Annotated in this window: 23 protein-coding genes; 17 read left to right on the forward strand and 6 right to left on the reverse strand. The window is 43.4% G+C overall.

Annotation, left to right across the window (positions count from 1 at the left end; all coding sequences use genetic code 11):
• Positions 1-38: 38 nt before the first annotated feature.
• Genes phoB through ACX1N5_RS07585 form a run of 3 tightly spaced genes read left to right on the forward strand, consistent with a single transcriptional unit; the run spans position 39 to position 2,501 of the window.
• Complete coding sequence (phoB, locus tag ACX1N5_RS07575; protein WP_004750165.1) at positions 39-746, forward strand: phosphate regulon transcriptional regulator PhoB; 708 nt, start codon at positions 39-41, stop codon at positions 744-746.
• A 13-nt stretch (positions 747-759) separates the two neighbouring features.
• Positions 760-2,121 (forward strand): phosphate regulon sensor histidine kinase PhoR, encoded by a 1,362-nt coding sequence (phoR, locus tag ACX1N5_RS07580; RefSeq protein WP_458801106.1) that lies wholly within the window; start codon positions 760-762, stop codon positions 2,119-2,121.
• A gap of 17 nt (positions 2,122-2,138) precedes the next feature.
• Positions 2,139-2,501 (forward strand): hypothetical protein, encoded by a 363-nt coding sequence (locus tag ACX1N5_RS07585; RefSeq protein WP_458801104.1) that lies wholly within the window; start codon positions 2,139-2,141, stop codon positions 2,499-2,501.
• Positions 2,502-2,533: 32 nt separating this feature from the next.
• On the opposite strand, the gene asd is transcribed toward ACX1N5_RS07585, so the two are convergent.
• From asd to pncB, 3 genes are all read right to left on the reverse strand, one after another.
• Positions 2,534-3,385, reverse strand: coding sequence for an archaetidylserine decarboxylase (gene asd, locus ACX1N5_RS07590; RefSeq protein ID WP_458801102.1), 852 nt, complete (start codon positions 3,383-3,385; stop codon positions 2,534-2,536).
• Positions 3,382-4,233, reverse strand: coding sequence for a sulfurtransferase (locus ACX1N5_RS07595; protein ID WP_458801100.1), 852 nt, complete (start codon positions 4,231-4,233; stop codon positions 3,382-3,384). Before ACX1N5_RS07595 ends, asd begins: the two co-directional genes overlap by 4 nt.
• Positions 4,234-4,387: 154 nt before the next feature.
• Positions 4,388-5,587 carry a nicotinate phosphoribosyltransferase gene (pncB, locus tag ACX1N5_RS07600; protein ID WP_116727878.1) on the reverse strand — a complete coding sequence of 400 codons (1,200 nt, stop codon included), beginning with the start codon at positions 5,585-5,587 and terminating at the stop codon, positions 4,388-4,390.
• Between the two features lie 199 nt (positions 5,588-5,786).
• On the opposite strand from pncB, the gene dtd reads away from it, so the two are divergent.
• Positions 5,787-6,227: a D-aminoacyl-tRNA deacylase gene (dtd, locus tag ACX1N5_RS07605; protein ID WP_458801099.1), complete on the forward strand. Its 441-nt coding sequence runs from the start codon at positions 5,787-5,789 to the stop codon at positions 6,225-6,227.
• Between the two features lie 46 nt (positions 6,228-6,273).
• Here the strand turns inward: dtd and ACX1N5_RS07610 are convergent, their stop codons facing one another.
• The 3 genes from ACX1N5_RS07610 to serB form a co-directional block, all read right to left on the reverse strand.
• A complete protein-coding gene (locus ACX1N5_RS07610) occupies positions 6,274-6,753 on the reverse strand; it encodes an SCP2 sterol-binding domain-containing protein (protein WP_004750178.1) in 480 nt (159 codons plus the stop codon).
• 149 nt (positions 6,754-6,902) lie between these two features.
• Positions 6,903-7,220, reverse strand: coding sequence for an AciT family ciprofloxacin tolerance protein (aciT, locus tag ACX1N5_RS07615; protein ID WP_004902814.1), 318 nt, complete (start codon positions 7,218-7,220; stop codon positions 6,903-6,905).
• Between the two features lie 400 nt (positions 7,221-7,620).
• Entirely contained in the window at positions 7,621-8,844 is a 1,224-nt protein-coding gene (gene serB, locus ACX1N5_RS07620) for a phosphoserine phosphatase SerB (protein ID WP_458801096.1), read from the reverse strand.
• 76 nt (positions 8,845-8,920) lie between these two features.
• Here serB and ACX1N5_RS07625 point away from each other — a divergent pair, with 76 nt between their 5' ends.
• The 13 genes from ACX1N5_RS07625 to ACX1N5_RS07685 all read left to right on the forward strand — a co-directional run bounded on the left by ACX1N5_RS07625 (position 8,921) and on the right by ACX1N5_RS07685 (position 22,868).
• Positions 8,921-10,195: a hypothetical protein gene (locus tag ACX1N5_RS07625; RefSeq protein WP_458801094.1), complete on the forward strand. Its 1,275-nt coding sequence runs from the start codon at positions 8,921-8,923 to the stop codon at positions 10,193-10,195.
• Between the two features lie 214 nt (positions 10,196-10,409).
• Positions 10,410-11,531, forward strand: coding sequence for a bifunctional 3,4-dihydroxy-2-butanone-4-phosphate synthase/GTP cyclohydrolase II (gene ribBA / locus ACX1N5_RS07630; protein WP_458801092.1), 1,122 nt, complete (start codon positions 10,410-10,412; stop codon positions 11,529-11,531).
• 11 nt (positions 11,532-11,542) lie between these two features.
• Positions 11,543-12,013 carry a 6,7-dimethyl-8-ribityllumazine synthase gene (gene ribH, locus ACX1N5_RS07635; RefSeq protein ID WP_004750191.1) on the forward strand — a complete coding sequence of 157 codons (471 nt, stop codon included), beginning with the start codon at positions 11,543-11,545 and terminating at the stop codon, positions 12,011-12,013.
• Positions 12,014-12,016: 3 nt separating this feature from the next.
• The gene (gene nusB / locus ACX1N5_RS07640; RefSeq protein WP_004750194.1) at positions 12,017-12,463 is read left to right on the forward strand and encodes a transcription antitermination factor NusB; all 447 of its coding nucleotides are present in this window, start codon (positions 12,017-12,019) and stop codon (positions 12,461-12,463) included.
• Between the two features lie 15 nt (positions 12,464-12,478).
• Positions 12,479-13,396, forward strand: coding sequence for a thiamine-phosphate kinase (gene thiL, locus ACX1N5_RS07645; protein ID WP_458801089.1), 918 nt, complete (start codon positions 12,479-12,481; stop codon positions 13,394-13,396).
• A 22-nt stretch (positions 13,397-13,418) separates the two neighbouring features.
• Complete coding sequence (locus ACX1N5_RS07650; RefSeq protein WP_004902825.1) at positions 13,419-13,895, forward strand: phosphatidylglycerophosphatase A family protein; 477 nt, start codon at positions 13,419-13,421, stop codon at positions 13,893-13,895.
• Between the two features lie 20 nt (positions 13,896-13,915).
• A complete protein-coding gene (gene glmU / locus ACX1N5_RS07655) occupies positions 13,916-15,280 on the forward strand; it encodes a bifunctional UDP-N-acetylglucosamine diphosphorylase/glucosamine-1-phosphate N-acetyltransferase GlmU (RefSeq protein WP_458801087.1) in 1,365 nt (454 codons plus the stop codon).
• 12 nt (positions 15,281-15,292) lie between these two features.
• The gene (gene glmS / locus ACX1N5_RS07660) at positions 15,293-17,134 is read left to right on the forward strand and encodes a glutamine--fructose-6-phosphate transaminase (isomerizing) (protein ID WP_458801086.1); all 1,842 of its coding nucleotides are present in this window, start codon (positions 15,293-15,295) and stop codon (positions 17,132-17,134) included.
• A gap of 193 nt (positions 17,135-17,327) precedes the next feature.
• On the forward strand, positions 17,328-17,927 hold the full coding sequence (locus tag ACX1N5_RS07665) for a LysE/ArgO family amino acid transporter (protein WP_458801084.1): 600 nt from the start codon (positions 17,328-17,330) through the stop codon (positions 17,925-17,927).
• A gap of 528 nt (positions 17,928-18,455) precedes the next feature.
• Positions 18,456-20,063, forward strand: a complete 1,608-nt coding sequence (gene mqo, locus ACX1N5_RS07670; RefSeq protein ID WP_458801082.1) for a malate dehydrogenase (quinone) — start codon at positions 18,456-18,458, stop codon at positions 20,061-20,063.
• Positions 20,064-20,153: 90 nt separating this feature from the next.
• Positions 20,154-21,404, forward strand: coding sequence for an MFS transporter (locus ACX1N5_RS07675; RefSeq protein ID WP_458801080.1), 1,251 nt, complete (start codon positions 20,154-20,156; stop codon positions 21,402-21,404).
• 15 nt (positions 21,405-21,419) lie between these two features.
• Positions 21,420-21,863: a hypothetical protein gene (locus tag ACX1N5_RS07680; protein ID WP_458801078.1), complete on the forward strand. Its 444-nt coding sequence runs from the start codon at positions 21,420-21,422 to the stop codon at positions 21,861-21,863.
• Between the two features lie 126 nt (positions 21,864-21,989).
• Positions 21,990-22,868 (forward strand): homocysteine S-methyltransferase family protein, encoded by an 879-nt coding sequence (locus tag ACX1N5_RS07685; RefSeq protein WP_458801315.1) that lies wholly within the window; start codon positions 21,990-21,992, stop codon positions 22,866-22,868.
• The last annotated feature ends 1 nt before the right edge of the window (position 22,869 follow it).

Below are 22,869 nucleotides of genomic sequence, written 5' to 3' on the forward strand. Positions count from 1 at the left end.
GACTATAAACAAATAAAGCAGTGATAGGATTTGACCTTGTGAAAGAGGATTATATTTTAATCGTCGATGACGAATTACCCATTCGCGAGATGATTCATACTTCGCTCGATATGGCAGGTTTCCAATGTTTGCAAGCCGAAGATGCCAAACAAGCCCACCAAATGATTGTTGATCAACGTCCTTCGCTTATTTTACTCGATTGGATGCTTCCTGGTGGAATTAGTGGCGTTGATTTGTGCCGCCGCCTAAAACGCGATGAGAACCTTTCGGAAATTCCTGTGATTATGCTCACTGCACGTGGCGAAGAAGATCATAAAGTTCAAGGTCTTGACGCAGGTGCCGATGACTATATGACTAAACCGTTCTCAACGCGCGAACTGGTATCACGGATTAAAGCCGTCTTACGTCGCTCTAATGCCTTGAGCGGGGAAAAATCTATTGATGCCAATGGCTTAATTCTGGATCCTGTAAGTCAACGCGTCAGCTTTGCCGACAATATTTTAGATATGGGCCCAACCGAATACCGCCTATTGGCATTTTTCATGACCCACCCAGAACGTGCCTATACTCGTGCACAACTGCTTGATCAGGTTTGGGGTGGCAATGTTTATATTGAAGACCGAACAATTGACGTCCACATCCGCCGCCTACGCAAAGTACTTGAACCATTTGGAGTGGATCGTTTCGTACAGACCGTACGAGGTACAGGCTACCGTTTTTCAACGCGCGCCGATGCTTTAAGTTAGTTAGATCACTTTTATGTATGAACCTTACCCAACCCCAGAAATTAGCCTAGAACATAAGCGTTATCGTTATAGCAGTTTATGGGATTACGCCAAACAAGATCTACGGATCTTGTTGTTTTTCATAACAATTGCTAGTTTAATTGGCTTGGGAATAGGTCATTTTTGGATTTGTCTTGCAATTGCATTTGCTGTGTTTATTGTCATGCAACTGCGCGCACTGTATTTGGTCAACGACTGGATCGCCAATCGACCTTATGATGTACCGCCAAACCTGAACGGGATTTGGGGCGCACTGCTGTTCAATATTTATCGGTCACAACGTCAGGAACGTGTGGTTCAAGCCGAAATGGTCGGGTTGATTGACCGTGCCCAGTCTTCACTGGTGGCTCTTGCTGAAGCGGTGATTCTGACCGATGAACTACATCAAATTGAATGGTGGAACCCTGCGGCAGAGAAACTGCTGGGCGTTCAGGAACTGGATCGTGGACGCAATATTTTGGGTATTTTGCGCCAGCCTGCTTTTGTTGAATATTTTAATAATATGGAACAGCAGCCTGACGGGATTAAACTAAAATCTTCGATTCATGAAGATCGCTATGTGCAAATCAAGCTCACACGCTTTGGTCTAGAAAGCCGCCTTGTCGTGGCATACGATGTAACTCGGGTTCATAATCTCGAACAGATGCGTAAAGACTTTGTCGATAATATCTCGCATGAATTACGTACTCCCCTCACAGTGCTCAGCGGCTATCTGGAAACCTTTACTGATCAGGAAGATTTCAATCCACGCTGGAAACGCCCTTTTGAACAAATGCAGGCACAAACTCGGCGCATGAATGCTCTCGTCAATGACCTGCTGCTACTATCGCGCTTGGAAAATGACAAACAACTGGCAAAAAACCAGATTGTCGATATGCCGAGTCTGATGAACCAGTTGTTTGACGATGCGCAAGCCTATAACTCCGAATACGGACATATTTTAAATCTCGACATTGACAGTCACTGTGACCTGCTTGGCTCGGATATGGAACTTGCCAGTGCTTTTGGCAACCTGATTACCAATGCCATTAAATACACGCCTAAAGGTGGAGTGATTACCATTGGCTGGCATGATGATCAGGAACATGGTTACTTTACCGTGCAGGACAACGGGATTGGGATTGACCCAAAACATTTACCACGCCTTACCGAACGGTTTTACCGTGTGGATAGCGCACGTAGCCGCCAAACAGGGGGAACAGGTTTAGGGCTGGCGATTGTCAAACATGTGCTCATGCAACATGGAGCGCACTTAGAAGTTGAATCACAAATCAATCAAGGTTCATGCTTCAAAGCTGTTTTTCCAAAAGAACGCCTCTGTCAAGCAGAAGCCTAAAGCCCTACACTTAACGTATGAAAAATTTTTATCTCATACTTGGCAGCCTATGCGCTGCCTTTATTATCTTTCTGATCGTGAAAGCACAGCAACCCGATACCGATGAAATCGCTCGATATCAAGCCATCTTGTGTTTTGTGATTCGACAACCCGATGCGCCACATAATGTTCAGCAGCTTCGTGAAAAAATGCGACAAGTCCAACAAGGCAGTATTCCTGACTATGCATTCAAGCAACCCCATTTTCGCGAAACCTTAGCCAATCAGTGGATTGAAGCCTATTTCAGTTTATCAACCGCCCAGCAAGTGCAGGCGCGGCTATCCTACGAACAATGCACTGCGGTATTTAACAAACACCCTAAAGCAAAAAACGCAACCTGAAGGTTGCGTTTTTCATTGGGTCGGTCTGCAAGTTAAAGTACTTGCCCTAAACGCTCACCCATGACCACAACAGATTCCGCTTTGAATTTTGCATCCCAAGCCATCTTATTTGGTTCAAACAACACAATTGCCGTTGAACCCAAATAAAAACGCCCAAGCTCATCGCCTTTTTGCAGTTCAAGCTGATGTTGCTGCAAGTCTAGGCGACCATTCGGTTTGACTTTACCTGTGGCAACTGTTTCGATCCCCGCCACAATCATGGCGCCAACCAGCACCACAGCCATACGACCAATCTCAGTATCAAACAAACAAACCATACGCTCATTACGCGCAAACAGGTTCGGAACATTTTCTGCCGTGACCTGATTGACCGAAAATAATTCGCCTGGCACATATAGCGTTTCAGTCAGTGTGCCTGAAAATGGCATATGGACCCGATGGTAATCACGTGGTGACAGATAAACCGTTGCAAATTGCCCTTGTTTAAATGGCGCAGCCAGTTTAGGATCACCCACCAACTGTTCAACGGAAAAGCTCTGTCCTTTCGCCTGAAATACATCACCATCGGTAATTTGACCAATTTGTGAAATTGCACCATCGGCTGGGCTGACAATACTACGACTGTCGGCGTCAATCTGACGTACACCCTGCTTTAAAGCGCGAGTAAAGAATTCATTAAATGACTTGTATTGCAATGGATTATTTTGTTCGGCAACCGACAAATCAATCTGATATTTGCTCTTAAATGCCTGAATGACAATATTTTTAACAATCGGGTTTTCACTGGCAGCAACTTTACCCACCACACGACTCAGCTGATGCTGCGGTACAATACGTTGGGCTTGTAAAAAAAGTTGTTTCTTCAGTTGTGATGTGAGGCTCAAAACGGCTTCTCTCCCGTAACAATTGGACTCTCGGGGCGATTTCCCCACTCACTCCATGCACCATCGTATGCGCGAATATTCAAATTGAGCAAACGACCTAAAATATAAGCCAGGCCTGAGCGATGATGCGACTGGCAGTACACTACCACAGGCTGCTTAAAGTCGACCCCTAATTGCTGCAAACTTTGTTGTATGTGTTCTAAAGGGCGTAATTTTAAATGATTTTCACGATTAAGGGCAGTACTCCATTCGTAATGAATCGCATGGGGAATATGCCCACCCCGTCGCGCTGCCAAACGTAGCCCTGTATATTCATCTTCAGTACGGCAATCCCAAAGTTGGATGGCATTCTTTTTAACCAGTTCCAGCAATTCGGCATATTCAATCCGTACTTGAGCTGCTTGTTCCAGATTCACGGGAATCAGTTGGTCTGTCACAGCCACATCTTGCACATCAACCGAAGTAGGTAAGCCTGCCCCCAGCCAAGCGTGAATACCGCCATTGAGTAAACTGGTTTGGGTAAAGCCCAAGCAATGTAGATTCCACAAGAAGCGCCCTGCCCATGCCCCACCTTCATCATCATAAGCCACCACATGATGTTGCGGTGAAAGCTGCAAGTATTCAACCAGTCGCTGTAAACCCTCTACATCGGGCAGCATGCCTGATGCCAGCTCTTGCTGGCGCACCAACTGTTGGGGTTTAACATGCACTGCATGGGGAATATGCAGCTGTTCGTACACCGACAAGCGGCTCAAATCGACAATCCTTAAATTTGGATTGCCTAAATGCGGCACAAGATCTTCGGCATCGATTAATAATGGAAAATTTAATTCAGAAGTGGCTGTCATTTTTTATTGGGCTCAAGACGTGCTGAAACTCGATCATGCTTGATCATAACATAGGCTTTTCATGCCGATTTATGATTTTTTACGCAAGCATTGTGCCAAAGATTCACAAGACAAAAACTAAAAACCGACTCTTATGAGTCGGTCTCGATTCAACTTAAACAGCTTCAACCTGAAACACCTGCCGTAAATAGGCCAGGAAAGTATCGTTATCAGTCATGGTTTTACCTGGGCTGTCCGAGATTTTTGCTACAGACTGTCCATTACATTCCACCAGTTTCAGCACAATATTGAGAGGCTTCAAGCCCATATCATTGGTCAGATTGGTACCGATTCCGAAACTGACTTTGAAACGGTCTTTAAAGTACTGATGCAAATTCCACGCACGCTCTAAATCCAGCCCATCACTAAAAGTTAGCATTTTGGTTTTACTGTCAATTTTAAGCTTTTGGTAATGTGCGTAGGCTTTATCCCCCCAGACATACGGGTCGCCACTATCATGACGCAAACCATCAAACAGCTTGGCAAAGTACAGATCAAAATCACGCAGGAAAGCATCCATCCCGACTACATCGGTCAGGGCAATGCCTAAATCGCCACGATATTCCTGTACCCATGCTTCAAGTGCTGCTTTCTGGAAATTGCGCAAACGCACATCCAGTGCCTGAAATGCCTGCAAAAACTCATGTGCCATGGTGCCAATTGGTGTAATGCCAAGCTCTTTTGCCAACATGACATTACTGGTACCACGAAATACATCTGGAGCAGCGCGGTAAAATTCTTCCACGATATGCCGATGCCACGTCAGACTATAACGGCGACGCGTACCAAAATCAGACACCAAAAATGGATTTTCATCTGCTTGCTGCTGCTCGTATTGTTTTAATAACTGCAATTTGGCTTGTAAACGGCGTTCACCTTCAGCAAGAACTTCTTCAGAATGAATCCGTCTGAAATATAGCTCATTGACAATCGACAGCACAAAAATTTCAAACATCAGGGCTTGTACCATCGGCCCTTCAATATGAATATCGAGGCGCCCCTGATCATCAATGCTTGCACGAATAAAACGGCGTTTAAGCTGGAATAATTCTAAATAATCAACAAAGTCACTTTTGATAAAACGTAAATTGCGTAAATACTGCAACTCATCGTCCTGAAAACGCAGCTCACATAAGTAATCCAGTTGCTGGTTCAGGTCATCCAGAATATCCGTCAATGGATACACCGTATCTTCCAGATTACGGCAGCGGAATTGATACGCACTATGAGTCTGTGGAAACTTGTGTAACACCACTTGCAGCATCGTAAATTTATATAAATCCGTATCAAGCAAGGATCGTATGATTGGTTCCATATCGGTTAGATCTTTTTTAGCTCAAGGCATTAAACCACACTTTTATACGCAACTCAGCGAGTGTTTTAGCAAATAATGATAAAAACCTATCCAAATTAGTAGTTTTTTGCTGAATTTATAATCACCACATCTTCATAAAAAAGATTTTAAAGCTGGTTTGAAATGTTTATAGTCTGTACTTTTATGAGTAGTCTTAAACATGCGTGCCCTATTACAACGCGTAAAATCCGCCAAAGTTGTTGTAGATGAACAAATTACGGGTGAAATTCAACATGGTCTTTTGGTTTTTTTAGGTCTGGCACAGCAAGATGATCTTGCCATAGGCAAAAAATTGATCGACAAAATCCTGAAATACCGCATTTTTGATGATGAACAAGGCAAAATGGGCTGGAATGTCGCTCAGGCTCAAGGTGGAATTTTACTGGTTTCACAATTTACCCTGATGGCACAAACCCAAAAAGGCTTACGCCCGGATTTTGCCCCTGCCATGCCACCTGCTGCGGCAAAAGCATTGTATGAGCAACTGGTCGACTACGCCAAAACTCAATATCCACAAGTAGAAACAGGAATTTTTGCTGCAGATATGCAAGTTCATCTGGTCAATGATGGACCTGTCACGTTTAACCTTGAAGTGGTTTAAATAAAAAAAACTCTCAAATCTGAGAGCTTTTTTTATGGTTTAGAATTTATTTGCCTGTTTTTTGACGAATAAACTGACGAACCTGTTTTACTTTAGCCTGTACCGGTTTTGGTAATTGTGGTGGCAACAAACGTGCAACCTTGTTAAACCAGACCAGCAAGCTAAAGTCACCTTCCATTTTAATGCTGCCGTTTTGCATACCTGTCATAAATGCAGAAGGTTCACCTTTGATCAAGGTTTTTACAGCTTGGTTGCTATCAGCAAACTGCAAGGTAAAATCAGCCGGTTGAGGCGCACCAGCAACGGTATCCACTTTGCCATTATTGACCAGAATCTGACGGGCAAAACCTGCATCGGTTGCAATCTGGATGCGAATTTGGCGATCATGCGATAATTCAATAAATTTCGGCGAGGTTTTCGCAAGCTGTTTCATTCGTAAAACCATGCTGACCACCAACAAATCCAGTGGGTCTGTACTTACATTCAGCAAAGGTAACTTTACGACAGGAATAGCAGAAAGATTCATGTGCATTTAGCCTATTGTCATTTTATTCATCTTTAAAGCATCCTATCATAACTTGCCAAATGAATAACTAAGCTTTGTATAACAATTTTTAAGAAAAAAAAGTGCATTTTTCAATGCACCCGAGTTGAGTAACTAATGATTAAACGGCTTTATTGTTCTTCTTCATAAACTGGGGTGTGTTCAATCAACTGTCGGTTGGCAAGCGCCTTTTGCGCAACATGATCTGCTCTTAATAACAGCACGGTAATTCCCATCATGACAAGGCTAAGTGCAGTTAAATAACTATAGGTCATTGGCCAATGAAAGGCAGACTGCACACCTAAACGAATCGCCTCTACAACACCCCAAAACGCCATACCTGCAAACATAAACCCGAGCCAATGCCGAAAAGGTGAAAAGAAAACAGCGATAAGCGCAATGGCAATCAAGCCGATCCCCACCATAGTGGCAACATTTGCTGTTAACATAAAACCTCCGTCTATCACATTTTGTGACTGCAACCCTGATCAATTTGAGCATGTTCTGATTAAGCGCTTACGTATTTTTCAGATGACTGTGTGCATGCTCATAATGGCATTATGCAAAGTTTTTTCAGAAAAAAAAGGGACTTTTTCCAGCAAAGCGACACACTTTGTCGCCAAATACCAATGTCATTACAAAACGATTTTTTGTGAAAATTCGGCGAGTAAAGGAAATATATAGGATTGCGTGTCATTACAATGCACTTCAGACCTTTTTATGCTTAATATCATTTTTTTATAAAAATTTTTAATCCTGTAAAAAACGTAAATTCATTGAAACAAATATTTAATTCATATGAAAAAAGCACAATTTTAAAATTGTGCTTTTTTATTTAAAAACAAAAACTTAATTCACAGGATGCATATCTTTATCGTGTACACCCAACAAATACAAAACACCATCCAGACCAATGCTTGAAATTGCGTGATTAGCATTTTGGCGTACCAGAGGTTTCGCTCTAAATGCCACGCCTAAACCTGCAATTGAAAGCATTGGCAAATCATTGGCACCATCGCCCACTGCAATCACTTGTTCAAGTGAAATACCCATTTCATCGGCCAAGCGGCGAAGCAGTTCAGCTTTACGCGCACCATCGACAATCGTACCTTTGACTTCACCTGTCACAAAGCCATCTTGTACATCTAAAATATTGGCATGGACTTCATCAATCCCCAGTTTTTTCTGTAAATATTCAGCAAAATACTGGAAACCGCCCGATAAGATGGCTGTTCTGTATCCCAAAAGCTTAAGCGTTGAGATCAGACGTTCTGCACCTTCGGTAATGGTCAAATGTTCTGCAATTTTTGGCAACACGGAAGCGTCTAAACCTTTGAGCAAGGCAACGCGTGCACGGAAACTTTGCTGGAAATCCAGTTCGCCCTGCATGGCACGCTCTGTAATTTCTGCGACTTGTGCTCCAATCCCTGCTTCGCGCGCCAGCTCATCAATCACTTCCTGTTCAATCAGGGTTGAGTCCATATCAAAACAGACCAAACGGCGATTTCGGCGGTAAACATTATCTTCTTGTACCGCAATATCAATGTTCAGTTCAGTTGATAAGTGCAGGCATGCTGCACGCATTCCTTGTGCATCGAACATTTTCCCTTTTAAACCAAACTCTACGCAGGCACGACGACGCCCTGTATTTGGGGTATCGAGTAGCAAACGCTCTGATAAACGGGTCACTGTTTCAATGTTAAATCCCTGACCCGATACAATTTGTGTGACAGCTTGCAAATCTGCTGCCTTCAGTTCAGGTGCGAACGCCGTCACAATATAACGGGTTGCTCCACCTTCACTGACCCATTGATTATATTCTGCGTTAGAGATTGGTTTAAATCGCACAGTTAAGCCAATATCATGTGCTAAAATTAGAATCTCTTTCATTGCCAAAGCGGTTGCGGTCTGATCTTCAGATGCAACCACGATGCCAAGGGTCAGCTGATTATGAATCACGGCCTGACCCACATCTAAGATTTGCAATGAATGAGAGGACAAAACTTGCATCAATCGAGTGAACTGATTGGGTTGGTCGGGTCCTAAAAATGAAATAAGAATGATTTCTTGCATGGATTGACTCAGTTTGAGCTACAACTATGATTAGAATCATAATCGAAAATGAATCGAATTGCCTTGGAAGTTTACCTTGAATGCACCTAGACAAGGGCTATTTGCTAGCCTACTGATTGTAAGTTTTGCATTGCAGACCTTTTTACTGGTCATTGCAACCACGCATCAACTCAAAGAAAACCGTGCCAGCCAAGGTCAACTGCTGACCACACAACTGGTTACGGACAGCTTGCATGAATTAGACCCAGCAAATCGCGTGTCTTTGGCGCTTCTAGTCGATCGCTATAAAACCAATCCAAGTATTGCCTCTATTCGCATTCTCGATGCATCCAATCAGGTTCTGGCAACAGATGGCTTATATAAAACCCGCGAAGGTGAAGTCTTTAGCCGTGATGCACTACAAAACGAAAAGAAAGTCGGTAGTGTCGAAGTCACGCTGATCAAACCGAGCATTGGCGAAATTTTGCGTAGTGAATGGCTTGCGATTTTAGCTTCCCTGATTTTGCATTTGGTTTTATGGATTGCCTATCGAGCGATTGCTCGCCCAAGCCGTAGTGAATATCTGGCACGCATTAACAAGGAAATGCATCTCAAGCATGAAATTCAGGCACTCACTCAAGCTCTTGAACAGGAAAAACACAACAGTGCTGTGGTCATTGCACAAGCTCAGCAACAACCTAAAAAACAGGCGATTCCGAACCGACTGTTCAATAGCGAGAAAACTGATGTGAATCCAAACCCACATGCTTTGGCACTGAATATTCAGTTTTATGATCCGAAACAACTCTTGAGCACGGTCAGTCAGTCCGTTTCTGTACCTTACTTCAATCTGTGTCAGTTATTCTTGAAAAAAAGCATTGATTTATGTGTACAGCATTATCATCTTTCTCAAGCAGATATTAACGTACAACAAAGCTTCCAAGCAGATGGAGCGACCATTACCATTGATGCCGAACGCCCGAAAGCGGTCGAATGTCTGCTCATGGTTGGCATGGTCTTTCAGTTACTCTCTGACGTACTGTATAAACGCTACCGTGAAGAAAAACGCTTTGTACTGCAAACTCGCTGCGCGATTGCCAACGCAGTTGAAGACATGCAACTCAATGCAGCACAAGCGGCAGCTCGCCTGACACACAACTTAACGGCGAAAGAAAGCGCACTGTATTTGCAAGAACAATATCTGAAACTGATCAGTGAACATTTTCAACTCGTGGCGTTACCTAACCCAAGCAATGTACTGACCCGTCACGCGTTTATGATCAATGGCATGAACAGTGAATGTGCTGAACTGGCACAAAATCTGCGTACCGAGATCTTAAAAAGTAAAAAATCACGTTCTGAAACCACTTAAATTATTGTCTAGTTTTCAACCTCGCCTGAATGGCGAGGTTTTTTTATCATGATTTTGCCTTGACATCATCAGCTTTAGCAGCATTATAGAAATACACATCAGAAAAGCTGCTGTGGATCTTGAGGGAAACATAGGCAATACTGCCTAAAAATTGCTAATATAAACAACTGCGATAATCGATTGCATTGTAAATTCAGGGTTAAGGTAGGACAGGATGGCACTCAATACTGTTGAAGAGCTTGTCGAAGATATTCGTGCTGGCAAAATGGTCATCCTTATGGATGATGAAGATCGTGAAAATGAGGGTGACCTCATCATGGCAGCAACCCATGTGCGTGCCGAAGACATCAATTTCATGATTACCCATGCCCGTGGTCTCGTTTGTCTGACCTTGAGCAAAGATCGCTGTCAACAACTGAACTTACCTCTCATGGTCGATCAGAATGGCGCACAGCATGGCACTAACTTTACCTTATCCATAGAAGCAGCTGACGGAATTACCACAGGCATTTCTGCGGCAGAGCGCGCGCATACCATCCGCACTGCGGTGGCAGCGGCAGCCAAACCGTCCGATATTGTACAACCTGGGCATATTTTCCCGCTCATGGCACAACCTGGTGGTGTTTTACACCGAGCTGGACATACCGAAGCAGGCTCGGATCTCTCACGTTTGGCAGGTTTAGAACCTGCATCTGTGATCTGTGAGATCATTAAAGAAGACGGCACCATGGCACGCCGTCCAGATTTAGAAATATTTGCTGAAAAACATGGCTTAAAAATTGGTACAATTGCCGACTTAATTCATTACCGTATGACCAATGAACAAACGGTCGAGCGTTTAAGCCAGCAAAGCATTGAAACTGAATATGGCACATTGCAACTGTATCGTTATCAGGAGCAAGGTAGCCCAGACATTCATTTGGCTTTGGTGAAAGGTGAACCGAAACAAGGTGTCACTACTGTTCGTGTTCATGGGTTCAACCCAACGCGTGATTTATTAAAATTGAAAAAACAATCGGGCGAATCTGCATGGACAATTGACCATGCACTACAAACGATTGCCAACAGTGAACGTGGTGTTCTGGTTTGGATTGGTCAAAAAAGCTTACCTGACTTAGGCTTAGCTTTAGATGCATTAACTGCACCAACGCCAGTCAAATCCAATTCGGCATTGTCACATCAATATCAGACTATTGGGGTCGGTGCGCAAATTTTACGCGACTTAGGAGTGGAAAAAATGAAACTTCTCAGTTCGCCATTACGCTTCAATGCCCTTTCTGGTTTTAACTTAGAAGTGGTGGAATATATTTCTGCCGATCAATCTTTTGGAAAATAATCGAGGTTGCTATGGCGATTCGCCGTATAGAAGGTTTATTACATCTCGCGAGCGAAGGCCGTTACGCGATTTTGGTTGCTCGTTTCAATAGCTTTGTGGTTGAACATCTGCTTGAAGGCGCGATTGACACATTAAAACGTCATGGCGTTGCAGAAGAAAATATCACCGTTATTCATGCACCAGGTGCATGGGAACTGCCTGTTGTTGCGAAAAAACTCGCGAATTCTGCACAGTTTGATGCGATTATTGCATTGGGTGCGGTCATTCGTGGTAGCACGCCACACTTTGACTTTGTTGCTGGTGAATGTGCTAAAGGTTTAGGTGTTGTTGGTTTAGAATCAAGTTTGCCTGTCATTAATGGCGTTTTAACGACCGACAGTATTGAACAAGCCATTGAACGCTCAGGCACCAAAGCGGGCAACAAAGGCAGTGAAGCTGCTTTGACGGCTATTGAAATGGTGAATTTGTTAAAGGCAATTTAATTCATGTCACAAACTTTACAAGCAATTTATGCAGCAAAACGCAAAGCACGTCGTTTTGCTGTACAAGGCGTCTATGAATGGCAAATGAGCCATAACCCTGTTCATGAAATCGAAGCGCGTACCCGTGCTGAAAATGCCATGCACAAGGTTGACTTAAACTACTATCACGAATTGTTAACCCAAATCGTGGCAGAGCATGAAACTCTGGATGAATTGCTCATTCCTGTACTTGACCGTGAAATTGATGCGCTTGACGGTGTCGAGCTCGCGACTTTACGTCTGGGTGCATACGAGTTACGCCATCATGCAGAAATTCCTTATCGTGTGGTGCTGGATGAAGCGATTGAACTGGCTAAACACTTCGGTGGGGCAGACAGTCACAAATACATCAATGGTGTATTGGATCGTTTAGCACATGTGCTACGCGAAGCTGAAAAACAACAAGGCTAATTGTTGTCAAACGCTATGGCCGAATTCTCAATTATTGATCGCTATTTCAAAACTGCTGCATCTGCACAGGTCGACTTAGGTATTGGAGATGATTCGGCTATCGTTTCCCCACCCGTGGGGCAACAACTGGTCATCTGTACCGATACCCTCATCGCAGGGCGGCACTTCCCTCTTTCTACATCTGCACATGCCATCGGCTGGAAAAGCGTTGCGGTTAACCTTTCCGACCTAGCAGCCATGGGTGCAACTCCTCACAGTATTTTACTCGCGCTAAGCCTGCCACAGGTCGATGATGCTTGGTTACAGGATTTTAGCCAAGGCTTATTTGACTGCTGTGCCCCTTATAATGTACATCTGATTGGTGGCGATACCACCCAAAGCCCACATCTGACCATCAGTGTCACGGCTCTCGGCTGGATTCCAACTGCTCAGGGCATTACTCGTTCTGGCGCACAAGTGGGTGACTACGTAGTGGTCAGTGGACAAGTGGGCGATGCGGCATTTGCCCTACAGCATCTTGGACATCCATTACAACAACGCTTGGACTACCCTTCTCCACGCTGTGAACTTGGACAAAGTTTACGTGGTCTGGCATCGAGCATGATTGATGTTTCAGATGGTCTGGCTCAAGATTTGGGGCATATTCTTAAAGCCTCGCATGTGGGTGCGACTTTATGGCTTGACCAACTACCTGTCGATCCTGCTTTACACGTATTACCTCACGCCGAGCAATGGCAATACGCACTCGCAGGTGGCGATGACTACGAACTGTGCTTTACCATTTCTAAAGACAACTATCAGCGCCTGTGTCAACTTAACCCAGTAACGCCATTTACGATTATTGGCTGTATTCAGGCGGATTTCAGTTTAAAATTTGAATATCAGGGCGAGCCCCAATTCTTACAGCTAAGCGGATATCAACACTTTGCATAAACCACCTATTAAATTCCAAGAAATGTCCTGGTTTGATCGTTGCGTCGTGTTTTGTGGCGTAGGCTTGGGCTCAGGTCTCGCACCCAAGGCACCTGGCACATTTGGTTCAGCCTTTGCCTTATTATTCATTCCCATTTGGCTATTTCTGGGCTTTTATGCTTCAGTACTTGCCATTATTATTATGTCCTTAGTCGGGATCTGGATTTGCGGGCATACCGCAAAAGTCATTGGCGTACATGATGATGGGCGAATTGTCTGGGATGAGTTTGCAGGACAATCCATTACTTTATTGCCTTTAATCTTTTTTAATGTAATGCATATACAATGGGCGCTGATTGGCTTTGGATTATTCCGTCTGTTTGATATCTGGAAACCTTGGCCGATTCGTGTTGCTGACCAAAAGGTTGCAGGTGGCTTCGGTATCATGCTCGATGACATTATTGCAGGGCTTTGGGCTGCATTATGTATTACCATATATTTATTACTTTCAGGTGCTTAACGCCATTTAAGTAGGTTATTATGTCAACTACCGTGATTATTCTTGCAGCAGGTAAAGGCACGCGCATGCGCTCCAAGTTGCCAAAAGTGCTTCAACCACTCGCAGGACAACCTTTACTCGGTCATGTGATTCACACTGCTAAACAACTCCATGCTCAAAATATTATTACGATTTATGGGCATGGCGGTGATTTGGTCAAAAATTCATTCCAGCATGAACATATTCAATGGGTCGAGCAAGCTGAGCAACTTGGTACAGGTCATGCTGTTCAAGTCACTTTACCTGTATTAGCGCAAGACGGTATTTCCCTTATTTTATATGGTGATGTCCCTCTAGTACGTCAGCAGACTCTTGAGCAACTCGTTGCGGTTTCTAGTGAAACAGGCATTGGCATGATTACCCTCACGGTAGACAATCCAACAGGTTATGGGCGAATTGTACGTGACAATGGTAAAATTCAAGCCATTGTTGAACATAAAGATGCCTCGGATGAGCAACGTCAGATTCAAGAAATTAACACGGGTATTTACTGTGTTAGCAATGCCAAACTGCATGAATGGCTACCCAAACTTTCCAACAATAACGCGCAAGGCGAATATTACCTGACCGACATTGTGGCAATGGCAGTGGCTGAAGGTTTAGAAATTGCATCAATTCAGCCTGAACAAGCCTTTGAAGTTGAAGGAGTGAATGACCGCATTCAACTGGCTGCTTTAGAACGTGAATTTCAAGCCCAGCAAGCTTTAGAACTCATGCGTCAGGGCGTAACGCTGACTGATCCGAAGCGTTTCGATTTACGTGGTAACCTCAAAGTTGGACACGATGTTCGCATTGACATCAATGTCATTATTGAAGGTGACTGTGAACTGGGCGATGGCGTTGAAATTGGTGCAGGCTGTGTGCTGAAAAATACCAAAATTGCCGCAGGAACTAAAGTTCAGCCTTACAGCATTTTCGATGGCGCAATTGTAGGTGAAGATACGCAAATTGGTCCATTTGCCCGTTTACGTCCAGGTGCAAAACTCGCCAATGAAGTCCACATCGGTAACTTTGTTGAAGTCAAAAATACAAGTATTGGTTTAGGCTCTAAAGCCAACCACTTTACCTATTTAGGCGATGCTGAAGTGGGTGCAGGTTCAAACATTGGCGCAGGAACTATTACCTGTAACTACGATGGCGCAAACAAACACAAAACCCTGATTGGCGATGCCGTATTTATTGGCTCAAACAGCTCACTGGTTGCTCCCGTCAAAGTCGGCAATGGTGCAACTGTAGGTGCAGGTTCTGTAATTACTCGCGATGTTGCGGAAAATGCGCTGGCATTTGAACGCGCGCAGCAAGTTGAAAAAGCAAATTATCAACGTCCTCAAAAGACTAAGAAATAAAAGGTAAATTCTATGTGTGGTATTGTTGGTGGCGTTGCAGAACGAAATATCAGCGAGATTTTGATTGAAGGTCTCAAGCGTCTTGAATACCGTGGTTACGACTCGGCAGGACTGGCACTCATTAGTCATGGACAAGTCCTTCGCGAGCGCCGCGTTGGTAAAGTGGTTAACCTTGAAGAAGCGGTGAAATCCCATCAGGTTGCAGGAACTTTGGGAATTGCACATACGCGCTGGGCAACCCATGGTAAACCGACTGAAATCAATGCTCATCCGCATATTTCAGGTAAAGTGGCTGTAGTACATAACGGTATTATTGAAAACTATGCTGAGCTGAAAGCCGATTTACAGGCACTGGGTTATGTATTTAGTTCTCAAACCGATACAGAAGTGGTCGCACACTTGGTGGCTGAAGCCCTAAAAACTGCCGATTCATTGCTAGTAGCGGTACAAAGCATTGTGTCAAAACTCAAAGGCGCTTATGCACTCGGGATTGTTCATGCAGACTACCCAGATGAACTGATTACTGTACGTGAAGGTTCTCCACTGGTGATTGGTGTCGGGATTGGTGAAAACTTTATTGGTTCAGACCAGTTGGCATTGTTACCAATTACCAACCGCTTTATTTACCTTGAAGAAGGTGATATTGCTCGCCTAACCCGTAGCAGTATTGAAATTTATGCACATGGTACTCAAGCCATTCAACGTCCTGTTAAAGAGCTTGATGCAACGGTGAGTAATTCATCTAAAGGTGAATACAAACACTACATGCTCAAAGAAATTTATGAGCAACCTGAAGCTTTGCAGCAAACTATTTCTCAAGCACTCAATGGCAATGCTTTACGTGAAGATTTCCTTGCTGATGCAGAAGTCAACTTTCGTAATATTGAGCAAATCCAGATTATTGCCTGTGGTACCAGTTACCATGCAGGTATGATTGCCAAATATTGGGCAGAACAACTGATTGATGTGCCTTGTCAGGTCGAAATTGCCAGTGAATTCCGCTATCGCTCGCCTGTGATTATTAATCGTACCTTGTACGTGTGTATCTCACAGTCAGGTGAAACTGCCGATACACTTGCTGCACTACGCGACACGCAAAAACGTGCTGCAGCGAAAGGCTTAAATATTGCCACCATGACCATCTGTAACGTCGCAACTTCATCGATGGTACGCGAAACTGACCATCATTTATTGACGTTGGCAGGCCCTGAAATTGGTGTAGCTTCGACCAAGGCCTTTACGACGCAGTTGGCAGCATTAATGCTGTTATTACTGAAAATTGGTCAGGTCAAACAACGGATTTCTGCTGAGCAGATGACTGAAATTACAAATGCGCTTTGGCATTGCCCGAAAGTCATTCTAGATACGTTGCAACACAATGCTGAAATTCTGCGCTTGTCTGAATTGTTTGTTGAAAAGCAGCACTGCCTGTTCTTGGGTCGTGGAACGCATTTCCCAATCGCATTGGAAGGTGCGCTAAAACTTAAAGAGATTTCTTATATTCATGCTGAAGGTTATGCTGCAGGTGAATTGAAACATGGCCCGTTGGCACTAGTTGACAATGATATGCCTGTGGTCATTCTTGCTCCGCAAGATGACATGCTCGACAAACTCAAGTCCAATATGGAAGAAGTTCAGGCACGTGGTGGTGAGTTGTTTATTTTTGCCGATGAGCAAAGTGGAATTACTGAAAAAGACCGCCAGCATGTAGTCAATATTCCAAGTGTGAACACATGGTTAGCACCGATTGTTTACAGTGTGCCTGTACAATTGCTGTCGTACCATGTTGCGGTACTTCGTGGTACAGACGTTGACCAGCCACGTAACCTCGCCAAGAGTGTTACAGTCGAATAAGGTTTCTGTAAAAAGAGTAGAAAAACTCTCTGTACCCATACATCCAAACCGCCAATGATTTTTAAATCACTGGCGGTTTTTCTTTCTGTTCAAAATAAAATTTTTTTAGCCATCCCAATATTTTTTTAGTTTTACTGCTTTAAAAGTCTCTAAAAATCATAATGCTGAAAATTTCATTTTTACTGAGTTGATCATGTCAGCATTTTTTTATGGTCTGAGTACTGGGTTTTCTTTACTGCTCGCGATTGGGGCGCAAAATGCATTTGTTCTCAAGCAAGGGCTGAAACAGCAATATCTGTTTTGGGTTGCCCTGATTTGTGCCCTCTCCGATTCTCTTTTGATTTTTCTTGGGGTTAAGGGTTTTTCACATGTGGTTGTTCAATTCCCACACATCCCGATGATTGCACAATACGTTGGAGCAGTATTTTTATTTGGCTATGGCTTACGCAGTTTTTATCAAGCCCTTTATAGCAATGTTGCCTTGGCTTCCAGTCAGCACGAACCTGAAAGCCGATTGAAAATTATCGGGATATGTCTGGCGTTAACATGGCTCAACCCGCATGTATATTTAGATACCATGTTGCTGGTCAGTTCGGTTTCTACACAATTTGCCCCCGAAACCCATCTGTTTGCCTGTGGTGCAATCCTCGCATCATGGCTGTTTTTCTTTAGTCTGGCTTATGGTGCCAAAATATTGCTGCCTATATTTCAGCGCCCGCAATCATGGAAAATTCTGGATACTGTCATTGGCTGTATGATGTGGGGAATTGCGTTGCACTTAGCCATGGGCTAAAACCCTAAAATTGACTGCATATTCTGGCAATGTGTAGTTTTTTAATGTGCCATTTACACTCAAGTGATGACTTTACAAATCACAGTGTCGCGCCCCTGCACTTTCATCCAAATAAAAAACTGATTTGATCCGACCTTTTAAGCATGATTCATCACAAATTTTAAACTTTTCAGGTATTTATAAATATAACTAAACAATCACCAATATTTAAATTTATTTATATTTTTTATTACTTTATATATAAATATAATTGTTTCTTGAAAGAAAATGAACAATTTTTAAAATTTAAATAAACACAAGTATTTGAATATAAATATTTTTTAAATAAAAATAAATCGATCATTTATATTTAAAAAAACTTTCTATTAATATATCTACACAATTGTTATACTAAAGTCTTATTTTGTTCGATCTCTGTTCTCGCTTCTTAAATATCCTGTTTTATTTTTTAGCACCTTTTGAACACTTTTTATGTCGATCTTTTTGCCGATTTTTCTGGCAAGTCATTTAATTTTTAAGGTCAATTGAATGCGTAAGTTTTTAAAAGCTTTATTAATACTGCTCTTGGTATTGATAATTCTTGCTGTGATATTTTTGTTTAGACCGATTGCGTCTAAAAAAATTAATACAACCCAAGATGAACCTGTTGTTGATGTTGTGCTGATTGGTGGCGGCATCATGAGTGCGACACTTGGGACTTATCTGAATGAATTACAGCCAAACTGGCAAATTCGTATGTATGAGCGCCTCGATAACGTTGCACTCGAAAGCTCAAACGGCTTTAACAACGCAGGTACGGGTCACTCAGGCTTCATGGAAATGAACTATACCGAAGAAAAAGACGGTAAAATGGACATTTCTAAAGCAGAAAAAGTAGCGTCGCAGTTTGAAGTCGCAAAACAATTCTGGGCATACCAAGTCAAACAAGGCGTTTTGGGCACATCAACCAGCTTTATTAATCCTGTACCCCACCATGCTTTTGTGATGGATGACAACGTTCAATTCCTTGAAAAACGTTATGCAGCGATGATCAAAAGCTCATTCTTCCAAGGTATGAAGTTTACTGAAGACCCAAATCAGATTAAGCAATGGGCTCCTTTGGTCATGGAAGGACGTGACCCGAAACAGAAAGTTGCGGCAACCCGTATGGAAATTGGTTCTGATGTGAACTATGGTTCAATCACGCGCCAATTGGTTGGTCATTTGGAAAAATCGCCAAACTTCAAATTGCAAACCTCGACCGAAGTGACGGGTATTAGCCCAAATGATGACAAAACTTGGTCTGTTGCATTTAAAGATTTAAAAACAGGCCAAGTAAATCATGTCAAAACTCGCTTTGTGTTTATTGGCGCAGGCGGTGCGGCAATTAAAATGTTGCAAATGACTGGCTTACCAGAAGCGAAGCAATATGCTGGTTTCCCTGTTGGCGGTGAATTCCTGATCACCGACAATCCAAAAGTGGCTGCTGAGCATACGGCGAAACTATATGGTCGCGCAGATTTTGGTGCGCCACCAATGTCAGTACCGCATATCGATACCCGTTATATTGATGGTAAGAAATATGTGTTGTTTGGCCCATTTGCAACTTACTCAAACAAGTTCCTGAAAAATGGTTCGCAGCTTGATCTGATTGCCAATACCAACAAAAACAACGTTTTGCCAATGACTGCAATCGGTATGGAAAACATGGACTTGGTGAAATATCTGATTAGCCAAGTAATGATGTCCGATGAAGACCGCTTTCGTGAGTTGAAACGCTACTATCCAAATGCCAACCCGAAAGACTGGCACTTAAGCCAAGGTGGTCAGCGCGTACAGATCATTAAGAAAGAACCAGACAAACCTGCAAAATTGCAGTTTGGTACTGAAGTCTTTGTTTCCAAAGATCATGCAATTGCAGCATTGATGGGCGCTTCTCCAGGTGCATCCACTTCGCCATACATCATTTTGAATGTTCTGGAAAAAGCCTTCCCGACACAAACCAAAGGTGCATGGAACGGCAAGTTGCATGAAATTATTCGCTCTTATCAACAGGACTTGGGCGAAAACCCAGCGTTGTTAGATCAGGTGCGTCAATACACCAGTTCAATACTGGGCTTACATTACACGCCTGTTGCCGAGCAAGCGCACAAGTAATTTAAATCATCAAAAGCAGAAGGGATGAAGCCATTCATCCCTTTTGTCATTTTTAAGCCCGAACCTATTTTTTGATTTTCAATATCCCTAATGTCTGACACGATTTCACCTTTTGCTGCCCTGGCTTGTCGCGATTTCTCGTTGCTGACGATCAATCAGTGCTGCCTGACGCTGGCGATTTTGATTCAGGAAGTAGTGCTGGGTTTTTATTTATATCAACTCACTCATAATCCCATGATGCTCGGTTTGGTCGGACTAGCAGAGTTTGCCCCCTTTGTGCTGCTATCGCTTTGGGGCGGTTATATTGCTGACCGTTTTAACCGACAACGGATTTTACAACTCAGTTTTAGCAGTTCGATTCCATTATCGGCTCTGCTGTGGCTATGTTTTTGTAGCCATCAACAACAGCTTTTATCCGATACACTGTTTTTAGTGGGTGTTTACGGAATCATCTTTTTATTTGGCTGTATTCGCGGAGTTTATAGCCCGTGTTTTAATTCGCTACGCCCGTTTCTGGTTCCTGAAAAGCTGTATAGCAATGCCGCAACATGGACGGCGTTATGCTGGCAAATCAATGCGGTGCTTGCTCCTGTTTTGGCTGGATTACTGCTGGCACATGCAGGTTTAAATACAACTTTTACGCTGATTGTACTGCTATTTATGCTCGGCAGTCTGGCACTTTGGCAGCTCAAAGCGCGAGATTTTCCACCGCTTGCCAAAGGCTCAGTCTGGTCAAGCCTGAAAGATGCCATGACATTTTTACTGCAAAGTCGGGTGCTGTTCTGGGCAATGTTACTGGATGTCACCTCGGTATTTTTTGGCGGTGTGATCGCATTACTACCGATGTTTGCTCAAGATGTGCTGTATCTTGACGCCGATGGTTTTGGGTTGCTGCGCGCTACCCCTGCCTGTGGTTCGTTGCTGATGATGAGCGCATTGGTGAAGTTCCCGCCCCAACAGCAACTTTGGCACAAAATGCTGTGTGCTGTTACAGGGTTTGCCTGCTGTGGTTTTGCCTTTGCCCTAAGTCGGCATCTCTACCTTGCAGTACTGATTTTGCTGCTGATGGGCGCATGTGACAGTTATAGCATCGTAATTCGGCAGACTTTATTACAACTGATTCCACCCAAAGCCATGCTGGGTCGTATCGCTGCGATTAATGGGATTTTTGTTACCTCAGGCAATCAACTCGGTGCGTTACAGTCCAGTATTCTGGCACGTTTATTTGGGATTATTCCCGCGATGCTACTCGGTTCAAGTTTATCTTTACTGACTGTGCTGCTGAGTTATCGACAAACCCGTGATCAGGCTTCTGATCGTTCTTTTTCCAATGAAACCTAAGTGTATTTGTCGTTTATGTCTTGGTCAAAATTGAGTCTCTGTCTTCTATATAGTTTATTTGGCTTGGTCATTTTGCATGCCTGCTATATTGCAATTTTAGGTGGCACAGCGATTTTCTTTTGGCTCGACCTCAGCTTAGTTGTTGTTTATCAATTGCAACTCAAACAAAGTTTGTTACGCAGTTGTAGCTTGCTGATTTTACCGATTTGTCTGTTGTTATCGCTGTATCTGCATTTGTCTTTTATTGGGCTGCTGTTACCGCATTTGAGTCTGTCCGCCTATTATTTTTCTGGTCGCTCTAAACAGCTCACTAAATGTCAGCATTTACTCTTGGCGAGCCTGCTGAGTGTATGTTTGCTGATTTTTTTGAGCGTGCAGATCACTTATTTGCACCACTTGCAACAGCACTATGCTGAATTTCATACAGATGAGTCATGGCAACAGTTTGGCGCTTTATAAACGGTTAAGAATATCTGCTCAGCTTCATGATTTTACTGAATATGGTTATCAGAAACTCAATTAACCGACAAATAAGCTTTTGCGTATACTAGAGCGCTTTTCGTAAAACTTTAGAAGAATTGTATGATGAAAATTTTAGATGGTGGTGTAGGACGTGAATTGGCACGTCGTGGTGCACCATTTCGTCAACCAGAGTGGTCTGCACTTGCCCTTTGGGAAGCTCCCGAAATTGTCAAAGATGTACATCTCGACTTTATTCAGTCAGGTGCAGAAGTCATTACCACCAATAACTATGCAGTTGTTCCTTTTCATATAGGTCAGGAACGTTTTGATGCTGAAGTCCGTCAACTGGTTCAAGTCGCGGTTGATCAAGCCAAACAGGCGGTTCAGGAAAGTGGTCGCAATGTCCAGATTGCAGGTTGCTTGCCACCATTATTTGGTTCGTACCGCGCCGATTTATTCAAAGAAGATCATGTGCGTGAACTGGCTTTGCCGATTATTGAAACATTGGCAGATCAAGTCGATTTTTGGTTGGCTGAAACCCAGTCCAGTCTGAAAGAAGTAGAAATGGTACACAACCTGCTTCCAAAAGATGGCAAAGCGTACTGGGTCTCTTTCACCTTGCAAGATGTGTTGCAACAAGACCGTGCTTACTTACGTTCGGGTGAAAACCTTGCACAAGCGGTTGAAGTGATTCGTCGTATCGGTGCAAAAGCCGTGCTATTTAACTGCTGTCAGCCTGAAGTAATTTTGCAAGCGATTCAGGAAATCAAACAACTTGCTCCTGAGTTGACCATTGGTGCATATGCCAATGCTTTCCCACCACAAGATGAATCAGCCACTGCTAACGATGGTTTGGATGAAGTGCGTCAAGATCTTGACCCAACGGCTTACTTAAGCTTTGCCAAACAGTGGCAAGATGCAGGTGCATCTTTAATTGGCGGTTGCTGTGGCATTACGCCTGCGCACATTGCCGAGCTTTCTGCATTTTTTAAAGAAGAATAAT

This window comes from Acinetobacter sp. ANC 4636 (assembly GCF_054454555.1).